This is a genomic window from Virgibacillus doumboii (assembly GCF_902806455.1).
GTDB lineage: Bacteria > Bacillota > Bacilli > Bacillales > Amphibacillaceae > Lentibacillus > Lentibacillus doumboii.
Genome location: NZ_CADCWQ010000001.1, coordinates 460,386 through 479,966, shown reverse-complemented (window position 1 = coordinate 479,966; position 19,581 = coordinate 460,386). Strand labels below are relative to the sequence as shown.

General features: G+C 32.3%; 13 protein-coding genes. 7 read left to right on the top strand and 6 right to left on the bottom strand.

Going from position 1 to position 19,581, the window contains the following annotated elements:
• Nucleotides 1-2 precede the first annotated feature (2 nt).
• Both G6R02_RS02240 and G6R02_RS02235 read right to left on the bottom strand, forming a co-directional pair.
• Complete coding sequence (locus G6R02_RS02240; protein ID WP_164667644.1) at nt 3-953, bottom strand: glycosyltransferase family 2 protein; 951 nt, start codon at nt 951-953, stop codon at nt 3-5.
• A 109-nt stretch (nt 954-1,062) separates the two neighbouring features.
• The gene (locus G6R02_RS02235; protein WP_164667643.1) at nt 1,063-2,118 is read right to left on the bottom strand and encodes a glycosyltransferase family 4 protein; all 1,056 of its coding nucleotides are present in this window, start codon (nt 2,116-2,118) and stop codon (nt 1,063-1,065) included.
• Nucleotides 2,119-2,329: 211 nt separating this feature from the next.
• On the opposite strand from G6R02_RS02235, the gene G6R02_RS02230 reads away from it, so the two are divergent.
• Nucleotides 2,330-3,061, top strand: coding sequence for a glycerophosphodiester phosphodiesterase (locus G6R02_RS02230; protein WP_164667642.1), 732 nt, complete (start codon nt 2,330-2,332; stop codon nt 3,059-3,061).
• A gap of 99 nt (nt 3,062-3,160) precedes the next feature.
• Here the strand turns inward: G6R02_RS02230 and tagH are convergent, their stop codons facing one another.
• The 3 genes from tagH to G6R02_RS02215 form a co-directional block, all read right to left on the bottom strand.
• Nucleotides 3,161-4,474: a teichoic acids export ABC transporter ATP-binding subunit TagH gene (gene tagH / locus G6R02_RS20315; RefSeq protein ID WP_164667641.1), complete on the bottom strand. Its 1,314-nt coding sequence runs from the start codon at nt 4,472-4,474 to the stop codon at nt 3,161-3,163.
• 15 nt (nt 4,475-4,489) lie between these two features.
• Entirely contained in the window at nt 4,490-5,311 is an 822-nt protein-coding gene (locus G6R02_RS02220; protein ID WP_164667640.1) for an ABC transporter permease, read from the bottom strand.
• Nucleotides 5,312-5,441: 130 nt separating this feature from the next.
• Nucleotides 5,442-7,562: a CDP-glycerol glycerophosphotransferase family protein gene (locus G6R02_RS02215; RefSeq protein WP_164667639.1), complete on the bottom strand. Its 2,121-nt coding sequence runs from the start codon at nt 7,560-7,562 to the stop codon at nt 5,442-5,444.
• A gap of 137 nt (nt 7,563-7,699) precedes the next feature.
• On the opposite strand from G6R02_RS02215, the gene G6R02_RS02210 reads away from it, so the two are divergent.
• The 3 genes from G6R02_RS02210 to G6R02_RS02200 all read left to right on the top strand — a co-directional run bounded on the left by G6R02_RS02210 (nt 7,700) and on the right by G6R02_RS02200 (nt 13,669).
• The gene (locus G6R02_RS02210) at nt 7,700-9,241 is read left to right on the top strand and encodes a glycosyltransferase family 2 protein (RefSeq protein ID WP_164667638.1); all 1,542 of its coding nucleotides are present in this window, start codon (nt 7,700-7,702) and stop codon (nt 9,239-9,241) included.
• A gap of 306 nt (nt 9,242-9,547) precedes the next feature.
• Nucleotides 9,548-11,113, top strand: coding sequence for an arylsulfotransferase family protein (locus G6R02_RS02205; RefSeq protein ID WP_164667637.1), 1,566 nt, complete (start codon nt 9,548-9,550; stop codon nt 11,111-11,113).
• A gap of 144 nt (nt 11,114-11,257) precedes the next feature.
• The gene (locus tag G6R02_RS02200; protein WP_164667636.1) at nt 11,258-13,669 is read left to right on the top strand and encodes a CDP-glycerol glycerophosphotransferase family protein; all 2,412 of its coding nucleotides are present in this window, start codon (nt 11,258-11,260) and stop codon (nt 13,667-13,669) included.
• 33 nt (nt 13,670-13,702) lie between these two features.
• Here the strand turns inward: G6R02_RS02200 and G6R02_RS02195 are convergent, their stop codons facing one another.
• Nucleotides 13,703-14,800 carry an O-antigen ligase family protein gene (locus G6R02_RS02195; RefSeq protein WP_164667635.1) on the bottom strand — a complete coding sequence of 366 codons (1,098 nt, stop codon included), beginning with the start codon at nt 14,798-14,800 and terminating at the stop codon, nt 13,703-13,705.
• Between the two features lie 366 nt (nt 14,801-15,166).
• On the opposite strand from G6R02_RS02195, the gene G6R02_RS02190 reads away from it, so the two are divergent.
• The 3 genes from G6R02_RS02190 to G6R02_RS02180 all read left to right on the top strand — a co-directional run bounded on the left by G6R02_RS02190 (nt 15,167) and on the right by G6R02_RS02180 (nt 19,534).
• Nucleotides 15,167-17,743 (top strand): SH3 domain-containing protein, encoded by a 2,577-nt coding sequence (locus G6R02_RS02190; protein ID WP_164667634.1) that lies wholly within the window; start codon nt 15,167-15,169, stop codon nt 17,741-17,743.
• A gap of 212 nt (nt 17,744-17,955) precedes the next feature.
• Complete coding sequence (tagD, locus tag G6R02_RS02185; RefSeq protein ID WP_164667633.1) at nt 17,956-18,354, top strand: glycerol-3-phosphate cytidylyltransferase; 399 nt, start codon at nt 17,956-17,958, stop codon at nt 18,352-18,354.
• Nucleotides 18,355-18,466: 112 nt separating this feature from the next.
• Nucleotides 18,467-19,534 carry a CDP-glycerol glycerophosphotransferase family protein gene (locus G6R02_RS02180; RefSeq protein ID WP_246202495.1) on the top strand — a complete coding sequence of 356 codons (1,068 nt, stop codon included), beginning with the start codon at nt 18,467-18,469 and terminating at the stop codon, nt 19,532-19,534.
• The last annotated feature ends 47 nt before the right edge of the window (nt 19,535-19,581 follow it).

Sequence of the window (19,581 nt, the reverse complement as noted above, 5' to 3'; positions counted from 1 at the left end):
TTTTACCCTTTATTTAAATATTTTTGTTCACGCCTTTGTTTTCTGAATACAAACAATGCTTTTTTGATAAACCAGATTGGATTTAAAAGTCTTGGCTCAATCAAGCGAACTTTATGCCGTTTCAACGTTAGAAAAACGGTGATTACTTTTTTTAGCCCCAAATCTGAAGACTTAATCAATAGTGGCCTTCCGGTTAATCGCAATTTTTTAAAGTCCGCCCTGGAAAGGTGTTCCTTTGTAAATTGATACTGATTGATAAATACATTCAACCTTGTATCAAATACGTCATTATTTATTGTCATCGTCAAACTTCCTTTATTCATTGTCACACAATAAATAACGTCCTCCGATAGTTCAAACTTATTCATGTGGTAACCCGCTTTCGTGGAAAACATTATATCATTGGCTGAGATTACTTCATCAAAAAAAATTTGATTATCTTTTAAAAAAGCTGTCTTATATAACTTTGACCATGGAACAACGAATTTATATCGCAAGGAAAGTTCCGCTTCCCTCGGCCGGCTACCGTCAAGCACATCATCAATTAATTTTACAAGCGGCAAATGCCGGGAAGAAACTACCCCAGAGTCCGACTCAACACTGGTTGGTTTGAAAAAAATAACATCTGCTCCAGACTGAAAATATCTCTGAAGAATTCCATAAAAACCTTCGATAAAATAATCATCCGCATCTGCAAAAACTATCCACTCTCCTTTTGCATGTTCAAGGCCTATATTTCTGCATGCACCGGCACCCTTTTTGTCAGAAGCATTCTCTAACAATTCCATATTGTAATGAAGACCAATTCTCTGTAATTCTTTTTTATGGTATTCATCACTATGATCGTCTATCACGATCGTTTGAATTTCCCCGGAATCCGGTATCGTCCTTAAGAGTCTGTTTAATGAAGCTGTCGAATTATAATGCGGAATGATTATCGTCAATATGTACATTGAATCGTTCTCATTTCTCAATTAGAGTCCCTATTAGTATTAGCAAAAAGCCTGGAGGATAAAACAGGAGATATAAAAAACTGCCAGCCTGTATATTGGCTGACAGTTTTTATGATTTATGACGTATTCCTTTGAAGAAGTTTGTTAGAGGTTTAAATTCACTATTGATCATTTCCAGATTTTCAATTAAAAATTGTATTGCAAGTATCGATATAGAGAAAATCAGGATTGATCCCCATACCGTCGTCATTGAGAATAGGATTGCTGCTAAACTAAACATCGCACTAAGTGAATAGATGAAAAGTACTGTTTGTTTATGTGTAAAACCTGATTTAACTAGGCTATGATGCAAATGCGAACTATCCGGACTGGATAATGGCTGCTTGTTTACAAAACGCCTAGCCATCGCAATTAACGTATCAGAAATTGGTACTCCTAATATAAAAATAGGGATAATAAAAGAAATCACCGTTACATTTTTAAACCCGAGCAAGGCAAGTACCGAAATCATATACCCGAGAAACAGTGCACCGGTATCACCCATGAATATTTTTGCCGGATAGAAATTGTACCGCAAAAATCCGACCGTACTGAAGAATAAGATAAATGCCATCGTCGCAACATATACATTCCCCATAATCACAGCCATTCCAGCCATTGTGAGTAATGCAATGGATGAAACACCAGCAGCCAAGCCGTCGAGTCCATCCGTCAAGTTAATGGCATTGGTAACCCCTACTATCCACAGAATTGTTACAATTGAACTCAAGAAGCCGAATTCGATTTGTCCACCAAACGGTAAATTAATAAACTCAACCTGCAAACCGCCCCAAAAGACAACAAGAGAGGCAACCCCAAGCTGTGTTAAAAACTTTACTCTTGCCGATAAATCATAGACATCATCAAAGAAACCAAGCACAATGATGATAAAAGCACCACTAATAATGGCAAGATGGTATTCATCTGATGGCTGAAGAATTAAAAGCCCCGCTAAAAAACTTATAAAAATCGCCAAGCCGCCCAATGTTGGTATTGGATCACTGTGCACTTTTCGGTGATTCGGATTATCTATAGCATTCATTTTTAATGAAATTTTTATTAATAACGGCGTAATAAATAAAGAAATCAGCATAGTTAAAAAGGCTAATATCACTATTTGTATCATTTAGCCCACCTCGATTTTATTTCCTGTATATTAGACGACAACTGTATTGATTACGTTGCACTTTTTTACTAACTATATATTATAAACGTTTTCTTAAAAGGATTCTACCATAATTAGCAATTATTATGTATAACCTGCCCATTAAAAATATTTACATGCACATCCCAATATAGCGTTATGTTATCATAAAACAATAAGGAGTGAATCACTAATGGTACAAAATTTTGCACATCGGGGATCAATGACAGAAGCACCGGAAAATACGTTTCCATCGTTTCAAAAAGCGATAGAGCATGGAGCAACAGCACTTGAATTGGATGTTCAGCTGTCAAAAGATAATGAGTTGATTGTTTGTCATGATCATAAATTTTCCCGCTTTAACAAAGATGTTGATGGTCTGATAAATGACTATACGCTTAAAGAAATAAAACAGATTGATGTCGGATCTGCATTTAGTGAAGAATTTATAGGAATAACTCCGTCCACGCTTGAAGAAGTACTGGATATTTCCCCTGAAGGTTTGCTTTTAAATATCGAAATTAAAAATATCCCTGTTATTTATGATGGTATTGAAAAAATATTGCTTGATACGCTTGAAAAGCATAATAGATTAGAAAACCTGATTATCTCCTCATTTGACCATGTTGCTCTGGAAAATGTACAAGAGCTTAATCCTGAAATTCCCCTTGGTATGTTATTTTATTATCGTATTTTAAATGCATGGGACTATGCCAAAAACTGCGGTCTAAATATCAGTAGTATTCACCCAAATCAAGTATATACTGACCAAAAATTTGTTGCGGAATGCAAGAAACTTGGGTATGAGGTATATCCGTATACTGTAAACTCAATGAAGCGATATGAAGAATTGGTTGCCTATGGTGTCGATGGAGTGTTTTCGAATGAGCCTGGGATTTTCGGTCAATTTAGATCTAATATATAAAACATCTCGGCAAACATAAATATAGCCCTGCCAGAACAGGGCTTTTTTTAAATATGTTATGTGAAAATAAAAAATAAATAAGAAATCCCTATGCTGTATCTAATCTTTTATATGACTGAAATGAATCCACATTTCTTTCCCATTCAATATACCTCTATACCAAATATTATTACCGATTTTTTCTGTCTTATTTACGTTAAATTCAGCTTCCTCAAAAGGTTTTAAATCATTAAAGATTAGGTTTTTTCTTCCGCCCCACGGACGATTATATCCTTCTCCCGACCCTTTAATTTTAAACTCCTTTCGATCACTATCGATTGGAACATGAAGATGACTGGACACATCCGAAGCCTTCATCCAGCCAATAACGCCCTCTTGGGCACTTGGATTGCTACTCAATAAATAGAATACTTCATCATAATAGGTCGCTTGCTTCTTAATATAATAAACAGCGTTTTTATACATATCAGAAGATTCTCCCACAAACTCCCCCTCAATATTACCAGGGGTTGAGTAAATATATGACTTTCCACCCCTAATATGACCAACTCGGCTAATTGGCTCTTCCTTATATATAGGAGGTTTTATATCGTTATCAATCTCTTTATCGTCAGAAAACCACTCATCAGGGAAATGACCATCCATTACTCGCTGTTTATACGTTTCACGTTCATTATGGGTTAACTTCTTCCAAAATGATAAAAACTCTTCATACTTTGGAATAACTTCATCAACCGTCCCAAAGTCCCTTACCCTTCCAAATTCCAGCCATAAAATTTTTTCACAGAATTTCTTCATTTGTCCCAGTGAATGACTTACAAAAATCATCGTCTTACCAAGTTCTTTAAAATCCATCATTTTATTATAACTTTTTTCAGCAAAGGCCTTATCGCCTACTGATAAGGCTTCATCTATTATTAAGATATCAGGATCTACATTAACGGAAATGGCAAAACCTAATCTGGATTTCATTCCGCTTGAATACGATTTAACTGGTTGATCAATAAAATTCCCAATTTCCGAGAACTCTATTATATCAGGTTCTAACCTTTTGATAGCATCTTTATCAAAACCTAACATAAGCAATTTTAATTCAATATTATCTCTACCCGTAAGATCTCCCTTTAAACCTGATGCTACTGCTATAAGGGATGTCTGTCCATCCACATCAACAGTTCCGGATGATTCAGGGACTATACCTGCAATAATATTTGACAAGGTAGACTTTCCTGACCCATTAATTCCAATAAAGCCAACAACATCACCTTTTTCAACTTCAAAGGTAACGTCTGTAAGAGCATAGAAATCTTCACCAAAGCTTTTTGGTGTTAATAAGTCACCCAATCGTTCTTTGTCGCTATTATACAACTTATACCTTTTGAATATATTTTTAACGTCTATTGCCTTATTCATGTTTATCACTAGCCTTTACAAATAATCAATAAAGTGTTTGCGAAACTTCATATGCAACATGGATCCAATTAGGAAAAGTAAGATAACTAATCCCCAAAAATAAAGTGTATATTCCCATTGCTCTATGGCATACCAACTAACACCAAATAAGGAATGCCTGTATCCTTCAATTAAATAAAATAACGGATTTAATTTCATTACATTCATGAGTACTTCCCACTCACTCAATATTGTAATTGGCCATAGTACACCTGATAAATATAAGAGCATGCGCAGTGTTGAATTCAAAAACATATGCACATCTCTAATTATCGTTGAAAGCGTTGATGTTATAAGAGAAATAGAAAAAATTAACACCAAAGATGCAACAATAAAATAAATAAGTTGCAAGTAATATATATTCACATAAAATCCATTAAATTGAAAAATTACAATTGTAATCCCTAACATGAATAAATGAATGTAAAACCTGGAAAAAATTACAAAGTTGGGTATAACACTCATTGGAAAATTCATTTTTGACAATATTCTTAATCGAGTATATATAGATTTAGATCCCTGTATTGTTGACTGATAGAAAAATATCCACAAGAAAAAGGCAGCCAGAAGCCAAAAGAAAAAGGGTACTTCTGTTCCTCCTACACTAACCGGCTCTCTATTACGTAAGGTGCCAAACACAAACCAATATATTAAAATTTGAATGGACGGGTTAATAATTTCCCATGTCATACCTAAATAGTTATTTTTATTTTGACTTTTAATTTCGTATAGTGAGAGCCTTCTGACTAAGTAAAAATGATCTATTTGTTCTTTAATAACTTTTATGGCAGATTTCATAATAATATCCTTTCGAATAATCTATAAGAACATTAAATGCAATAAATACATTATTGAATTATACAAGTAATCAATTCAAAAGACAATATTTAAAAAGGCTTATACCTATAATCGGAATAAGCCTTAGTATTTAATCATTAAATACTCCTTTTACAACTCGTTCGCTCGCATGTCCATCTTCTAAATAACAGAACCTCTCATAAAAAGCTTCAGTTGTATTTGTAGGTTGAAATCCATCTTTTTCAATGTTTTTTACTACTCTTATTATTTCATCAGTTGATTTAACCAACGGGCCTGGGGCTTTAGCTTCGAAGTTGAAATAAAATCCACGAAGATTATCCCGATAATCATCAATATCATACACAAAGAATATCATTGGACGTTTCAAATTTGCATAATCAAAGAAAACAGAAGAATAATCTGTAATCAGTATATCAGAAATTAAATACAATTCTCGTATATCCTCATGAAAGGAGAAATCATATACAAAATCTTGGTAATCCTGTAAATCCAGTTTCTCGGCAACTAAATAATGTAGTCTCAACAGAATAACGTACTCATCCCCAAGTTCCTCTTTCATTTGATCTAGCTCCATCTGTAAAGAAAATCTATATTTCCCTTTTGCATAGTATTGATTGTCTCTCCATGTTGGTGCATATAATATAACTTTTTTATCTATTGGCAAATTACATCTTTTCTTAATCCCTTCTATCGTTTCTTTATTATTATTAATAAAAAGAAAGTCATTTCTTGGATATCCACTCTCAATCATTTTACCATTAAATTGAAAAGCTCTTTTGAATATTTCAGACGAGTAAGCATTCGGTGAAACAAGAAAATCCCACCTACTAGTGGCTTTAACAAAGTTTTGTTTGTATTTCGCAGCATTTGTTCCGGGCATATGAACTTCTTCCATATCAGTAGCTAATCGTTTTAAAGGGGTTCCGTGCCAAGTCTGCAGATAAGTGGTGTGCTTGGGTTTTGGGATCCACAATGGTAACCGGCTATTGCATACCCAATATTCAGCTCTGGACATAAGTAATAACCACTTAATCGAAAATCTTCTGACATGGTTCACATTCTTCCCCTCAAAAAATTCCATATACCGCCTATCGGCGCTCCAGTACATTTTATACTCGGGATGATGCTCCAAAAGATATTCATATATAGCCCTTGGACTGTCACTGAATTGCTTACCAAGGAAACTTTCGAACATAATCGTATTATTCTTAGCTGGTAACTTTCCAAGCGAAGAAAAAATAGTTTTGTATATTTTCAGTAACATGTCACTTCTTCGTAACTCCACCCATTTAGATTTTACTGTTTTAAGCGCCTCATTTTTAAAACTATATTTTGACATCTGAAAGGAAAGATATTTCGATTCACTTGTGGGTTTAATAAATAACTTTACTTTTTGACCTTGATAATTGATTATTTTTTTTATCGGGTAGTTGTTAGAATGGTGATCCATTCTAATTCTTGAGCTTCTCATCTGCATCAATTCATTGTCTTTCTCATACTTCATTTCCAAATAAAATTTAAAGTTGTGCCTTTTGTCTATATTTAAATTCGGTGGGATTGCAAATACTCCCTTAATTCCACACTCCATTAGTTTTTCATTTCCTTCATACTTTTCACTCAAATCATTGCGCCGGAATCTTTCTATTGGCACCTCTATTTCATCGTTAGAAATACTATCATTAACAATTAATTTTAACTCTTTAATATTATAATCATCAGTTTTATAATGTGGTGGAAAATTAAAATATCCCGAGAAAGAAATGCTATCTTCAGATAAATTAACTGATTCAAATTTTGAATACAAAAAATAATTATTTAATCTAAATGATAACTTACCTTTTTTTGTTGTATACGGGTAAAACATTTTACTTTTATCTGGGATAACAATTGTTGAAAAACGAATGTTACCATAATTGCTATCTATCCTGTGTTTTTTCATCTCCTCATCATTTTTTATTTTTAAATATAAATCCCAAATATCACTTTCTAAAAATGTGTGTTTTAGTTCATTAAATGATATTGCTAATTCGAATACACAAAAATCTTCTAAGTGTTTTAGAACAGTGGTTTTAACAAGTAATTCTTTATTGGTATATCGTTCTTCTAATGTGAAATAATATTCTTCAGTATTATGTAGAAAGCTTTCCTTTACAGGTAATGTAATAAAAAAAATATTATTTTTAAGGGAAATATCCATTATTCGGTTATTTTTCACATTGTCTACCCCCATTGGAAGTTACTCCTTTCATGTTGCAAGTTTATCCAATATTATATTGGTATTAGTTAATATTATCAATTTTAAAATTGATTTTATTATATATCAGACTTATACTAAAAGAAGACTTTTAGTAACAAGGAGGATAATTTATGAATTCATTAATCAATCGTTTAAACTCCACTATAATGAGCGAAAAAAAATTTGCCAATAAAGTTAAATATAACAAAAACGGATATTACATTCACAATAAAAGTAAAAATACAAGCTTTATAGTGACTGTTATAATCCCTGTTTATAATGCAGAAAAAACAATGTCTAAGACAGTTGACTCAATTATTAAACAAACAATTGGATTTGAAAATATAGAATTATTATTAATAGATGATAAATCTGAAGACAACTCGCGTACCCTTTCTCTAAAATACTCTAAAAAGCATAACAATATTATACCAGTATTTTTGAAAAAAAATACTGGATCTCCTTCAAAGCCCCGAAATCTAGGGATTGATTTAGCAAAAGGAAAATACATTATGTTCTTGGATTCCGATGACTGGTTACATGAGAATGGAATTAAAGTGCTGTATGACCTTTTAGAAAAATCCAATAATAATTATGCAATTGGAAAATCAATAAAATTAACAGATAAAGGACAATCCATTGTAGGAGAATATAATAATTGGGCGGACAGAGAATCAGTTAACCCAATTGAAATTGATCGATTATTCTATCACATGTCACCAACAGGAAGAATGGTAAAAACTGATTTTCTTAGGAATAAAAACATCAAATTTCCTGACATGAAATTTGCTGAGGACAAACAATTCTTTTTTGACGTTTTAATAAATTGTGATTTTATATCAACCAGTAAAGATGTTATTTATTATATAAATCGTTTTAAAGATAATGCAAGTTTCACTACCACTACGTCAATATTTGAAAAAACAGACACTAACATTTCATTGATAAATTATGTTATCGACAAAGATTTACCTGTGAAAATAGAAAAAATGATGTTAAATCGATTATATGAGTTCGATTGTATTACACGTTTGTTTGACAGAGGGCACTTCTTAAAATCCCAGGAAAAGGAAAAGTATTATAAGAAATTTAAAGAAGTGTTAGCTACAACAGATAAATTAAAATATAATATTAAGGACATTTTCTGGGAAGAATGGCATAAAGTGCTAGTGGATTTATTCCTTGAAGAAAGATACGAGGATATTGTTAAGCTAATTAATTGGAACAGATATGAACCAATCAAAGATTATTGTATCAAGGATAACTTGCCTTATTATCGCTTGCCTTTTGATGATAAGTACAGTTTGGCCAGAATCAACACTTTAGCAGTCCATCAAACTTCTGTTAAAAAGGATGATAAATTAACTATAAATTTTAGAATGTATGGAGACAATTTAAATAAAGTTGAAAACCTAGTGGCGAGAAAAAGGAATAACGATTTGATCCAAATTGAATTTTCAATTAACCACTTAGAAGAAAATTTATTTGAAGTCGATATACCATACCACCAATTAGAAAATCTGTCTGATTTTAGCTATGCTATATTTATAAAATACGATCATTACAAAAAAGTACCTATTAAAATGAATTCAAGGAACATTGTTAAGTATAAAAGGAAAAATATAGACTTTTATACGACAATTGCTGATAACCTTGGCATAAATATTAAATAGGAATATGTAATCCAACAAAACACCTTTATCCCAAGCAATAGTTCACTAAAAATCTTCGTCAGTCAAGTGAACTATTGCTTTATTCTATTTCGGCTTAAGTTTTTTCTTTAGCTGAAGTTGCACTTCCAATTTAAATATGGTCATAATTGCTTCAATACCTAATAAATACCTTAATAATCCTATATACCCGATATAAAAGAAATGCTATAATAACCTTGTAACTTCGGAATCTCTTTTGACAATAATTAAAAAATCAGATTGGTAAGATTTTTACTTATTTAATCAAACTAATAAGGAGCGAAATTTATGAAAGTCAATAAACGAATAATTGCTGTTATTGGCATAATACTTTACACGTTATTAGTAGCCGCTGTTACGTATTATGTCACCGATTCAGGTTCTCAACAGGCTCAGTCAGTCACAACCGACAAAACAAATAATCAGCAGGATACGAATAACAGTGGAGAGAACTCGTTTCCTAAGGATTACAATTGGATTCCTCTGCCTGAAATAGACTTAGAGAATTCAGAGAAGGAATATGAAATTAAATCATTAACAACTGAGGCAAGTAATGTTATTGACCTTAGGACGTTATCAGATCATAACGTTCAAATAAATGGTCATGACGTAACTGGTAAGGATAAATACGAATTAGAACTTAATTCTATTAGTGAAGACAACTATATTACTCTTACAGTGGATGGTACGGATTACCAGATAAAAACTCTTCCGGACTTTTTGTCTGACTATGAATATGAGAATAATGGAGCTTCAGATGGTTTCTACTATTTTTCTTACGGTGACTACATTGTAAAACTAAGTACAAATGGTCAAATAGTTTATTATAAAAATGTAGGTACAGCCTTTTCATTTGACTTCAAATTAAATAAAACAGATGAAGGCGAAATATATTATAGTTACCTTGTAAGAAACAATGGCCACGAAAAAGTTCCCGGAATTGGCTACCATCCTACAAAAGCAGTAGTAATGGATGCCGATTATAATGTCGTCGATGAAGTGGAATCAATTAAATCTACCAATCTTGTTTCAACAAATCCTTTAGAAAGTCACGAATTTGTATTTATTGAGCTTGGCCATTATATTATTAGTTCTTATTATCCTGAAGAAGTTAATAATATCCCTTCTGACATTAAACAAAACCAATTTGGAACAAGAGTTATAGCAACATATTTACAGGAAATTAAAGATAATGAGGTTGTCTGGGAATGGAAAAGCACAGAGCATCAAAAATTATATGGATTAAGTACTGAGCATAATGATTTTACTAATACACATTCCAGGTATGCAGATTACATGCATTACAACTCATTAGCAATAGATCCAGATGATGGTAATCTTATAGTCTCTTTTCGGAACTTAAGCTCTATAGTTAAACTTAATCGTGAAACCGGAGAGATAATGTGGACTCTCGGTGGTAAAGGTGATCAATTTGGATTAACTGAGGAGCAATTGTTCAGCCGCCAGCATAAATTATCATTTCTGAGTGATGGTACAATATTATTCTTCAACAATGGTAATATTTTGCCCGCAGCACCATACCCAATAGTTGATGAAGATGATCCTTTACGCGATAAAGAGGCGGAAACTTCTATTGTAAAGATTAAATTGGATGAAGAAAATAAGGAAGTAGAAAATTACGAGGAATATGAAACTGGAGAGTTTTCTAAAACGCGTGGATCAGTTCAAATGATTAACGAGGCTAAAGACACTATTTTAATTGGCTGGGGAAGCGGTGATAATAACGAAGCCCACTTTACAGAACTGAACTTCTCTACAGGCGAAGCTTTATTTACCTTTTATCCACATGATGAGGACCTCATTAGTTATCGGGCATATAAATTTAAACAGTAAAGCCATTTATTAAAGTTGGATTATTAAATTTGAGCATCTATTTAATTAGATGCTCTTTTTAATAAAGTGACGAACTTTAGACTGTTTGATATAGTTAATCTACACAAAATGATTCATTGAAGCTTGTTCAAAGGAGGCAATAATGTGACGAAAAAAATAGCTTCGCCGTATACCATTAACTTCATCGATGTACAAAAAAACGATACCTTAACAATACGAGGAATAATAAGATCGGAAATTTCCAACAATGATACAATACTACTACTTATTAAAAAAAGGAAAACTGAAGTGACATATACATTCCCTTTAAACTGGATTAGTTCAAATTACTGGGAATCTACTATCAATTTCAATAGTAGTGAATTTTCTAAGGGCACATGGGACTATTTTCTGTTGTATAATAATGACAAAAAATACCGGCTGAAAATTGATGATGGAAATATTTTTGATTGGACTCGTTCATTACTATTCAATAATAACAATTTAACTTTTGGGGTAAAATGCTATATTACTGAAAAGGGTTCACTCTCTTCAAAAATATATACACCAACTGTAAAAATCTCTAACCTCAAAAGTGGTCTTAGCGATGACCATACAGCCAACTTAACAGCTGGCCTTGTTGAAAGTGAGTTTATTGATAGTAAAAGGTTGTCGGATGCAAGGTTAATTATTAAACAGAGAAATTCCGATAAGGAACTCACAACACCATTTTCATATACTAAGTCACCCAATAATATTTTTTATATTACTATTAACTTGGATTATAATGATATCATTCCAAAAAAGCTAACAGGTACTAGGTGGGATCTATTTATACAGGTTCCAATTAATAACAGTAACTATTTACTTCGTATAAAGGTGAATGACTCAGTAAATTTAGAAAAAAATACTTGCATCGAATTAAATGGTCCAGAACTTTTTCAAACTTATTTTTATCAAACTATTAATAACAACCTTTCCATTTCACTAACTGGTTTAAAAATAAATAGAAATGTTCTTTCTTATTCAATCAACGACAAGAACGTTAACTTTAAGGGGTTTGCCTACTATAATCTTGTTAATTTTAATACTCCAAAAAGCTTGCAGCGTAATATTATAGTAAAAAAGAGAAATTCTGGAAAGGAAATTAAGTTTGCTATTGATAATATAGAGATTCCTGATTTAATTGAAGACGATTACAGGTATTCCGGTTTTGATATTAGTATTCCTCTAAAAGAGATTTTCTCTCTCCAGGGCACTCAAATGGAAGTCTTTGATTTTTATATCCAACTTATATATGGGGATCAAATTAAAGAGAGAGGTTTAGGTTGTAAAGAATATAGTTATTTAGTCGATGACCCACTTGATACTAACTCATTAATGTATAATAAAAAAAGCATGCGGAGTTTTTTACTTTACACTCCAGGAGGGAACTTTAAACTGGAAACTTATGCTTACTCTTTAAGTAAAATGTTATACCTTAAATATGGACAAACTTATGATAGAAAAATTAACGCTAATAAAGATGTATGGTTGATTGGAGAAAGACCAGATACAGCACAGGATACAGGATTTCATTTTTTTAAATATTGTAGAGAAAATTTTCCTGAAAAAGATATATATTATGTTGTAAAAGAAAATTCCCCAGATATGAAAAATCTAAGCGGCCTGGGAAATGTGATTACATTCGGCTCAATGAAACACTTTAGAATTGCTGCTATTGCAAAAACTTTCATAGGATCCCATGATTTGGAATACATTTTGCCAACAAGAGGCATTGATTGGTTTAACTATCAGGAAAATTCACGAGTGTTTTTACAACACGGTGTACTTGGACGGAAAAAAGTCGACTATTATAAGAAACATTACCAATACCCTTTTAATTTATTTTGTGTCAGCTCAACCCCTGAATTTGAACTTGTAACTAAACAAATGGGCTATAACCTAGATGAAGTGAAAATTACAGGTCTATCCCGTTTCGATCAGTTAAAGAAAAGTCATCAGACTGAAAGGTCAATTATAATAATTCCTACTTGGAGAGATTGGATAAAAGAAAACGAATTCCTTGACTCTGAATATTTCAATAGATATAGAGAATTATTGGTAGATGAACGACTATCCGCTATATTAGAGGAAAACAATATAAAACTGGACTTCTATGTGCACTATCGAATGCAACCATATATTCAATATTTTCAAGAACTTAAATCAGACCATACTAGTATCATCAAATTCGGTCAATCAAATGTCCAAGACCTACTAATTAATAATAATTTACTAATAACTGATTATTCCTCAGTTTCTTTCGATTTTAACTATATGAGGAAACCAGTCCTCTTTTATCATTTTGATTTTGATCGATTCTTTAAAAATGGAATTCTGAGGCCTATTAATGAAACATTTCTCGGTGACATATGTAATGATAAAGAAATGCTTATTGATTCTATTGAAAAGTATATTACCAATGATTTTACAGAAGCACCTGCAGTAAAAAAACGAAAGAATCTTGTTTTTTCCTATACTGATAACAATAATAATAAGAGAATTTTTGATGCAATCATAAATAAAAGAGTCTAATCCATAATCTAAACTAAATACAGACGGTATCTCTTAGCGAGAAACACCGTCTGTATTATTTTGTTCAGTTTTATAACTGAAAGTAATACCTATAGTTATAATCAGCCACTGAAAAAATGCTATTGAGTAATTATTTTGAAACAGTGTTAATTCAAAGTTTTCATAGACTAATATCCCTAAAAAGAAACAAGCTGACCATTTAGCCGTGAAATTATCTAACCTTCTAATTAATAGTTTCCAAATACAAAATAACAAAAATACAAAGACAGCAAAGCCAATTAATCCAACTTCCAAGAATGTTTGTAAATATTGATTATGCGCAGTTAATTTAATTTCAGTAACGTCACTGGCATTAATGCCTACTCCGTAGCCCATAACCGGTTTTTCAACACCCGCTTGCAATACCCCTTCCCATAAATCACTTCTACCAGAAAAAAATGACTTATTAAATAACGTACGGCTTATATTATCGAGGAATATTCCAATACTAGTGTCCTTTAACCTAACATACAAAATTATAAATATAATATTTAGTGTAACTATAATATGAAGTAAATATGGATAAATACGGGTGAATTGCCTTAAAATTATCCACGTTATAAGAATTACCCCTATAGCCACCACAACGGATCTACTACTCGTATTATATATCAACACTAGGTTTAATAGAATTAAAAAGGAAAAATATAAGCGTTCCAGATTGCTTCCATACTTAATCGCAATAATTTTAAAATAAAGCATACAAAATAAAAATACTGCGAGATAATTAGGGTTTCTAAATATACTTTTAAATTTGTAACTAGGAAAGTCCATTTTTACCCAATGAATGAATAAAAATAATAACACGATTCCCAATAAATAGGCTATAGCTTTAATATGTCCAGGTTTCCATTGGATTTTCATAGATCCTAAAATAAATAAGAATAATAATATTAATTTTGTAAAATATAGACTATCAGCATTATCACTAATTATAAAACTGATACTATAAATTAAGATAAGCAAGAAAACTGCAATGTAAACATTCAGCAACTGAAAATCAAAATTACTTCCCTCTAAAAAACTTTTAACTAAAAAAACAAACATAAAAATCAAGGTGAGATTTATACTTATATTTCCGATGTCATTCAAGACATCAAATTGTGTCCGAATCATCGTATTTAAAATAAGCAAAATAAATAATTGAATTAAAAAATTGATTTATTGTTAAAGGACTGATTATTGCTTATCATATAAAACTCCTTAAATTAAAATAATTACATTGTAATATTACCAAACTAGTTATATATTAAAAAGTTTTTTTGATAATTTACTACAAATTTCTACAATAACCATGAAAAAAGAACGATATATTATAAAATATATTTTATTTTACAACATTCTCTTAACATTTTTGTTATTTCCTGCGATAATATAAACATTCAGTAGTTTGTTAGGAGAATCTAACGATCTGTTGATAACAAGTTAAAAATTATTGAAAGGAGGAACAACATTAAATTGGAAAAATATCACCTAAGAAAGTTTTTACTAATTAGTTGTCTTTTAGGCTTAGTCTTATCCTTAGTAGCCTTTCCAATGAATAACAATACAGTTCAGGCAGCTACTGTTTATGAGGGTGTGGCATTAAAGGATCCTACAAATGTTTATAGTAATACTTCAAGGTCAGATGTTATAAAATCCTATAGAAAAGGATCTATACTATTATACATGCCTCATTCATCCAATTGGTATCGTGCTATAGTTTATGTGAATGGAAAAAGTCAGAACGGATATATTCACAAGTCCGATGTAGAAAATTCTGTTAAAAATCAAAAGGTTATAAAGGGAGTCGGAAATAAAAATCCTACATCCGTATACTCTGAAGCAACTACAAATTCAGGTAAACTAAAATCCTATGATCAAGGCTCAATTCTTTACTATAAAACTTATACAAGTGGTTGGTATGAAGCTATAGTTTATGTGAATGGAGACAGAAAAACAGGATATATTAACAAATCACATGTGGATAATATAATAAATGACCAGAAGGTTTTAAAAGGAATCGGATTGAAAAGTCCAACAGCTGTCTATTCAAAAGCTTCAACCAATTCTAGTAAACTTAAAACCTATGGTCAAGGTTCTGTGCTTTATTACAAAACCTTTACAAACAGCTGGTATGAAGCACTTGTTTATGTGGATGGCAATCCTACTACCGGATATATTCATAAGTCACATGTGGAAGAAATCGTTGATAATCAAAAGGTTTTAAAAGGAATTGGGTTAAAAAGTCCAACAGCTGTCTATTCAAGGGCTTCTACACATTCTGGCAAACTAAAAAGTTATAGTCAAGGCTCAATCCTTTATTATAAGACCTTTACTAGTAATTGGTATGAAGCACTTGTTTATGTGAACGGAAAGCGTAGAACCGGTTACATTCACAATAACCATGTTGAAGGTATTTATGATAAACAAGAAGCTTTGAAAGGTCGCGCAATAGCAAATCCTACTAACGTTTATTCCAGGGCTTCCAGAAACTCACGCGTTGTGAAAGATTACAGTGAAGGCAGTATACTATATTTTGATACATTCTCACCAAATTGGTATCAAGGTTTTGTGTACGTAGATGGTATTCGTAAAACCATTTATATTAATCGGGCTGATGTAACAATTGGTGATGTAACAAACGTTACAAAGTACAACTATACATTTGAGACAATGGTAGATATCCAAATGACTAAAACACCTAAGGCTAATGGTGCGGGGACTATACCAGCTACTCGCGAACAAGTAGAGTATTATGCTAATCCGTCTAATTTTACCGAAAATACAGATGCTTATTTTCAATTTCTGGATCTCTCCCAATCTGCTGGGTTAAATGCGAAAGAGATTAATAGGAATATACTTAAAGGTAAAGGTTCACTAGAGGGAACAGGACAAGCGTTTATTGATGCTGGAAGAAGATATAATATTAATGAAGCTTACTTAATTGCCCACACCCTACATGAAACAGCTAATGGGACATCTACATTGGCTGCAGGAGTACCAGTTGATGGAAGTGGAAATGTAGTAAACCCAAAAAATGCTGTTCATACTGTTTATAATATGTATGGCTATGGTGCACGTGATGAATGTCCACTTGAATGCGGAGCAAAATACGCTTTCGAGAAGGGTTGGTTTACTCCATCAGCAGCTATATTAGGTGGAGCCAGTGGAGTTTCAACTTATTATATACAAAAAGGGCAAGATACGTTGTATAAAATGCGTTGGAATCCAGCTAATCCCGGGACGCACCAATATGCCACACACGTTGCCTGGGCGGTTGCACAAACCAGTAGAATAAGTGAAATTTACGATTTAATAAATAATTACACACTAGTTTATGATGTACCCCAATTTAGTAGTCAACCAGATTCGAGTGGTACATTTGGTGTTACAGACTCTGGAAATGAAAATCTGAACTTAAGAAATAGCCCTAATGGTACTATTATTGGCAAAATACCAGACGGTTCCACAGTCAAAATAATTGGTACTGATGGTGAATGGTACAATGTTAAATATAATGGTAAATTTGGATGGGCTCATGGTGATTATATAAATAAGTTGAATTCATCTAAAGTACAGGCTCAAGTAACTAGTAACAGTGTGAGCAAAACAATGAATGTGGTTAAGCCAGAACTCGACAAGGGTTATCCAAGTGGCGTATTTGGTCTTACTGATACTGGAAACGATAATCTTAACCTTAGAAAAAAACCAGATGGTTCTATCATTGGTAGTATACCAAACGGATCTACAATTGAAGTAATTAGTACTAATGGTGCTTGGAATAAAGTTAGGTATGATGATAATACCGGTTGGGTTCACGGTGACTATGTAGAGATACAAAATTTACTTCAGATCACAGCTACTAACTTAAATGTCCGTGAAACTCCAGGTGGTAATACCTTGGGGCAAGTAAGTAACATTTTCATGAAAGCTGTTATAGACAACAATAACAACTATGTTACAAATAACGAATGGTACCAAGTCTATTACAACGGAAAGAAAGCTTGGGTTAGTGATGGGAAAGACGGAAGTTATATTCAAGAAATTAAATAACCTTAAGTAATCTTTATTTTTTCCAACACCAAATGCTAGTTATCTAGCGTTTGGTGTTTTTTAATTAGCAAAAATTGTAGCTTTATATTTTTGCAGTTTCATAGTATAATTTATGTCAGTGATTATTAAGAAACTGAGAAGTATTTGTAAAGCTAATGTAAAATCAATATAGTATTATAAAAATATCACATCATCAGATGGAGGTAACTTAGATGAAGAAAGTAATCACATACGGAACTTTTGATTTACTTCATACTGGTCATATTAATATATTGCGCCGCGCAAAAGAACTGGGCGATTACCTGGTTGTTGCTATTTCAGCAGATGAATTTAATGCACTTAAAGGAAAAGAAGCTTACTACAGCTTTGAGCAACGTAAAGCAATTCTTGAAGCGATTCGTTATGTTGATGAAGTAATTCCTGAGTACACATGGGAACAAAAAGTTGAAGATGTTCAAAAACATGATATAGATGTGTTTGTAATGGGAGACGACTGGACTGGTAAATTTGACTTCCTTAAAGAATATTGTGAAGTTGTTTATTTGCCAAGAACAGTTGGGATATCAACCACTAAAATCAAAACGGATTTGAATAAAACGAATAATGGCTAGAGAACTGATAATCTCAGTGTACCTTACCTTTTTTCGTGTGTTCTTTTATATTTTTAAACTATTTCCCCAGAAGAAGAAAACAACATTCGTTGCTTCATTTGGGGATAATATTTTGTACACAGTAAAAGAACTTGAAAAACAGTCTGATTATCAGGTTGTTATTCTTAAGACCTCCCATTGCAAGGTCAGCTTTGAAGAATCATCGAACAGGACAATATTAAACTTTGAGACTGTTAATATAATAGACTGGATTCAGTCCATTTATCACCTGGCAACCACTCAAAAAGTTATAGTTGATAATTATTATGGCTTTTTAGCTGTGACCGATTTCAAACCTAATGTACAATGTATTCAGTTGTGGCATGCTGCTGGGGCGATTAAAAAGTTTGCCCTAAAGGACCCTTCTATTCAAAAGAGATACCACCGGGCATATAAACGATTCCAAAAAGTGTATAGCCGGTTTGATCATGTTGTCATTGGTTCTGAACGTATGGCAACTATTTTTAAAGAAAGCTTTGGTATTTCAAATGAGCAAATATTGCGAACCGGAATACCAAGAAGTGATTTCTTTTTTGATGAAGAAGCTAAAAACAAAGCAGAACAATCTTTGACACAAGACTTTCCTATTATTATTGGAAAGAAAGTTATTTTATATGCACCAACCTATCGTGATAACGAATTAAAGAAGACTGACATTGAACTGAATATTGATAAGATGTACCGTGAGTTCAAGGATGAATATGTGTTGTTCCTACGTCTTCACCCGGCAATAGAGGAAGCATACCAGAACAGGTATCCTGATTTTGTTATCAATGTTTCTAATTATCATGATATAAATCATTTATTGGTAGTTTCAGATATACTAATTTCTGATTACTCGTCTATTCCATTTGAATTTTCATTATTGGAGAGACCTATGGTATTCTTTTCCTATGATTTGGACAAGTATGCAAAAACAAGAGGTTTTTGGGAAGATTATGAACATCTTGTCCCTGGTCCTGTTGTCAGAACAACGGACGACTTAATTGATGTAATTAGAACCAACAATTTTGACATGATTCGTATTCGTTCATTTGCAGAACAGTGGAACCAATACTCAAAAGGACTTTCAAGTAAAAAGTTGATTAAAGCAATCTATACTGAAGAAGAACAATATAAGGAAGTTGTCGATCAAGTCTAAAGGCCTGGAGAACAGTTATACTGTAGTCTCTGGGTTTTTTAGTTTGT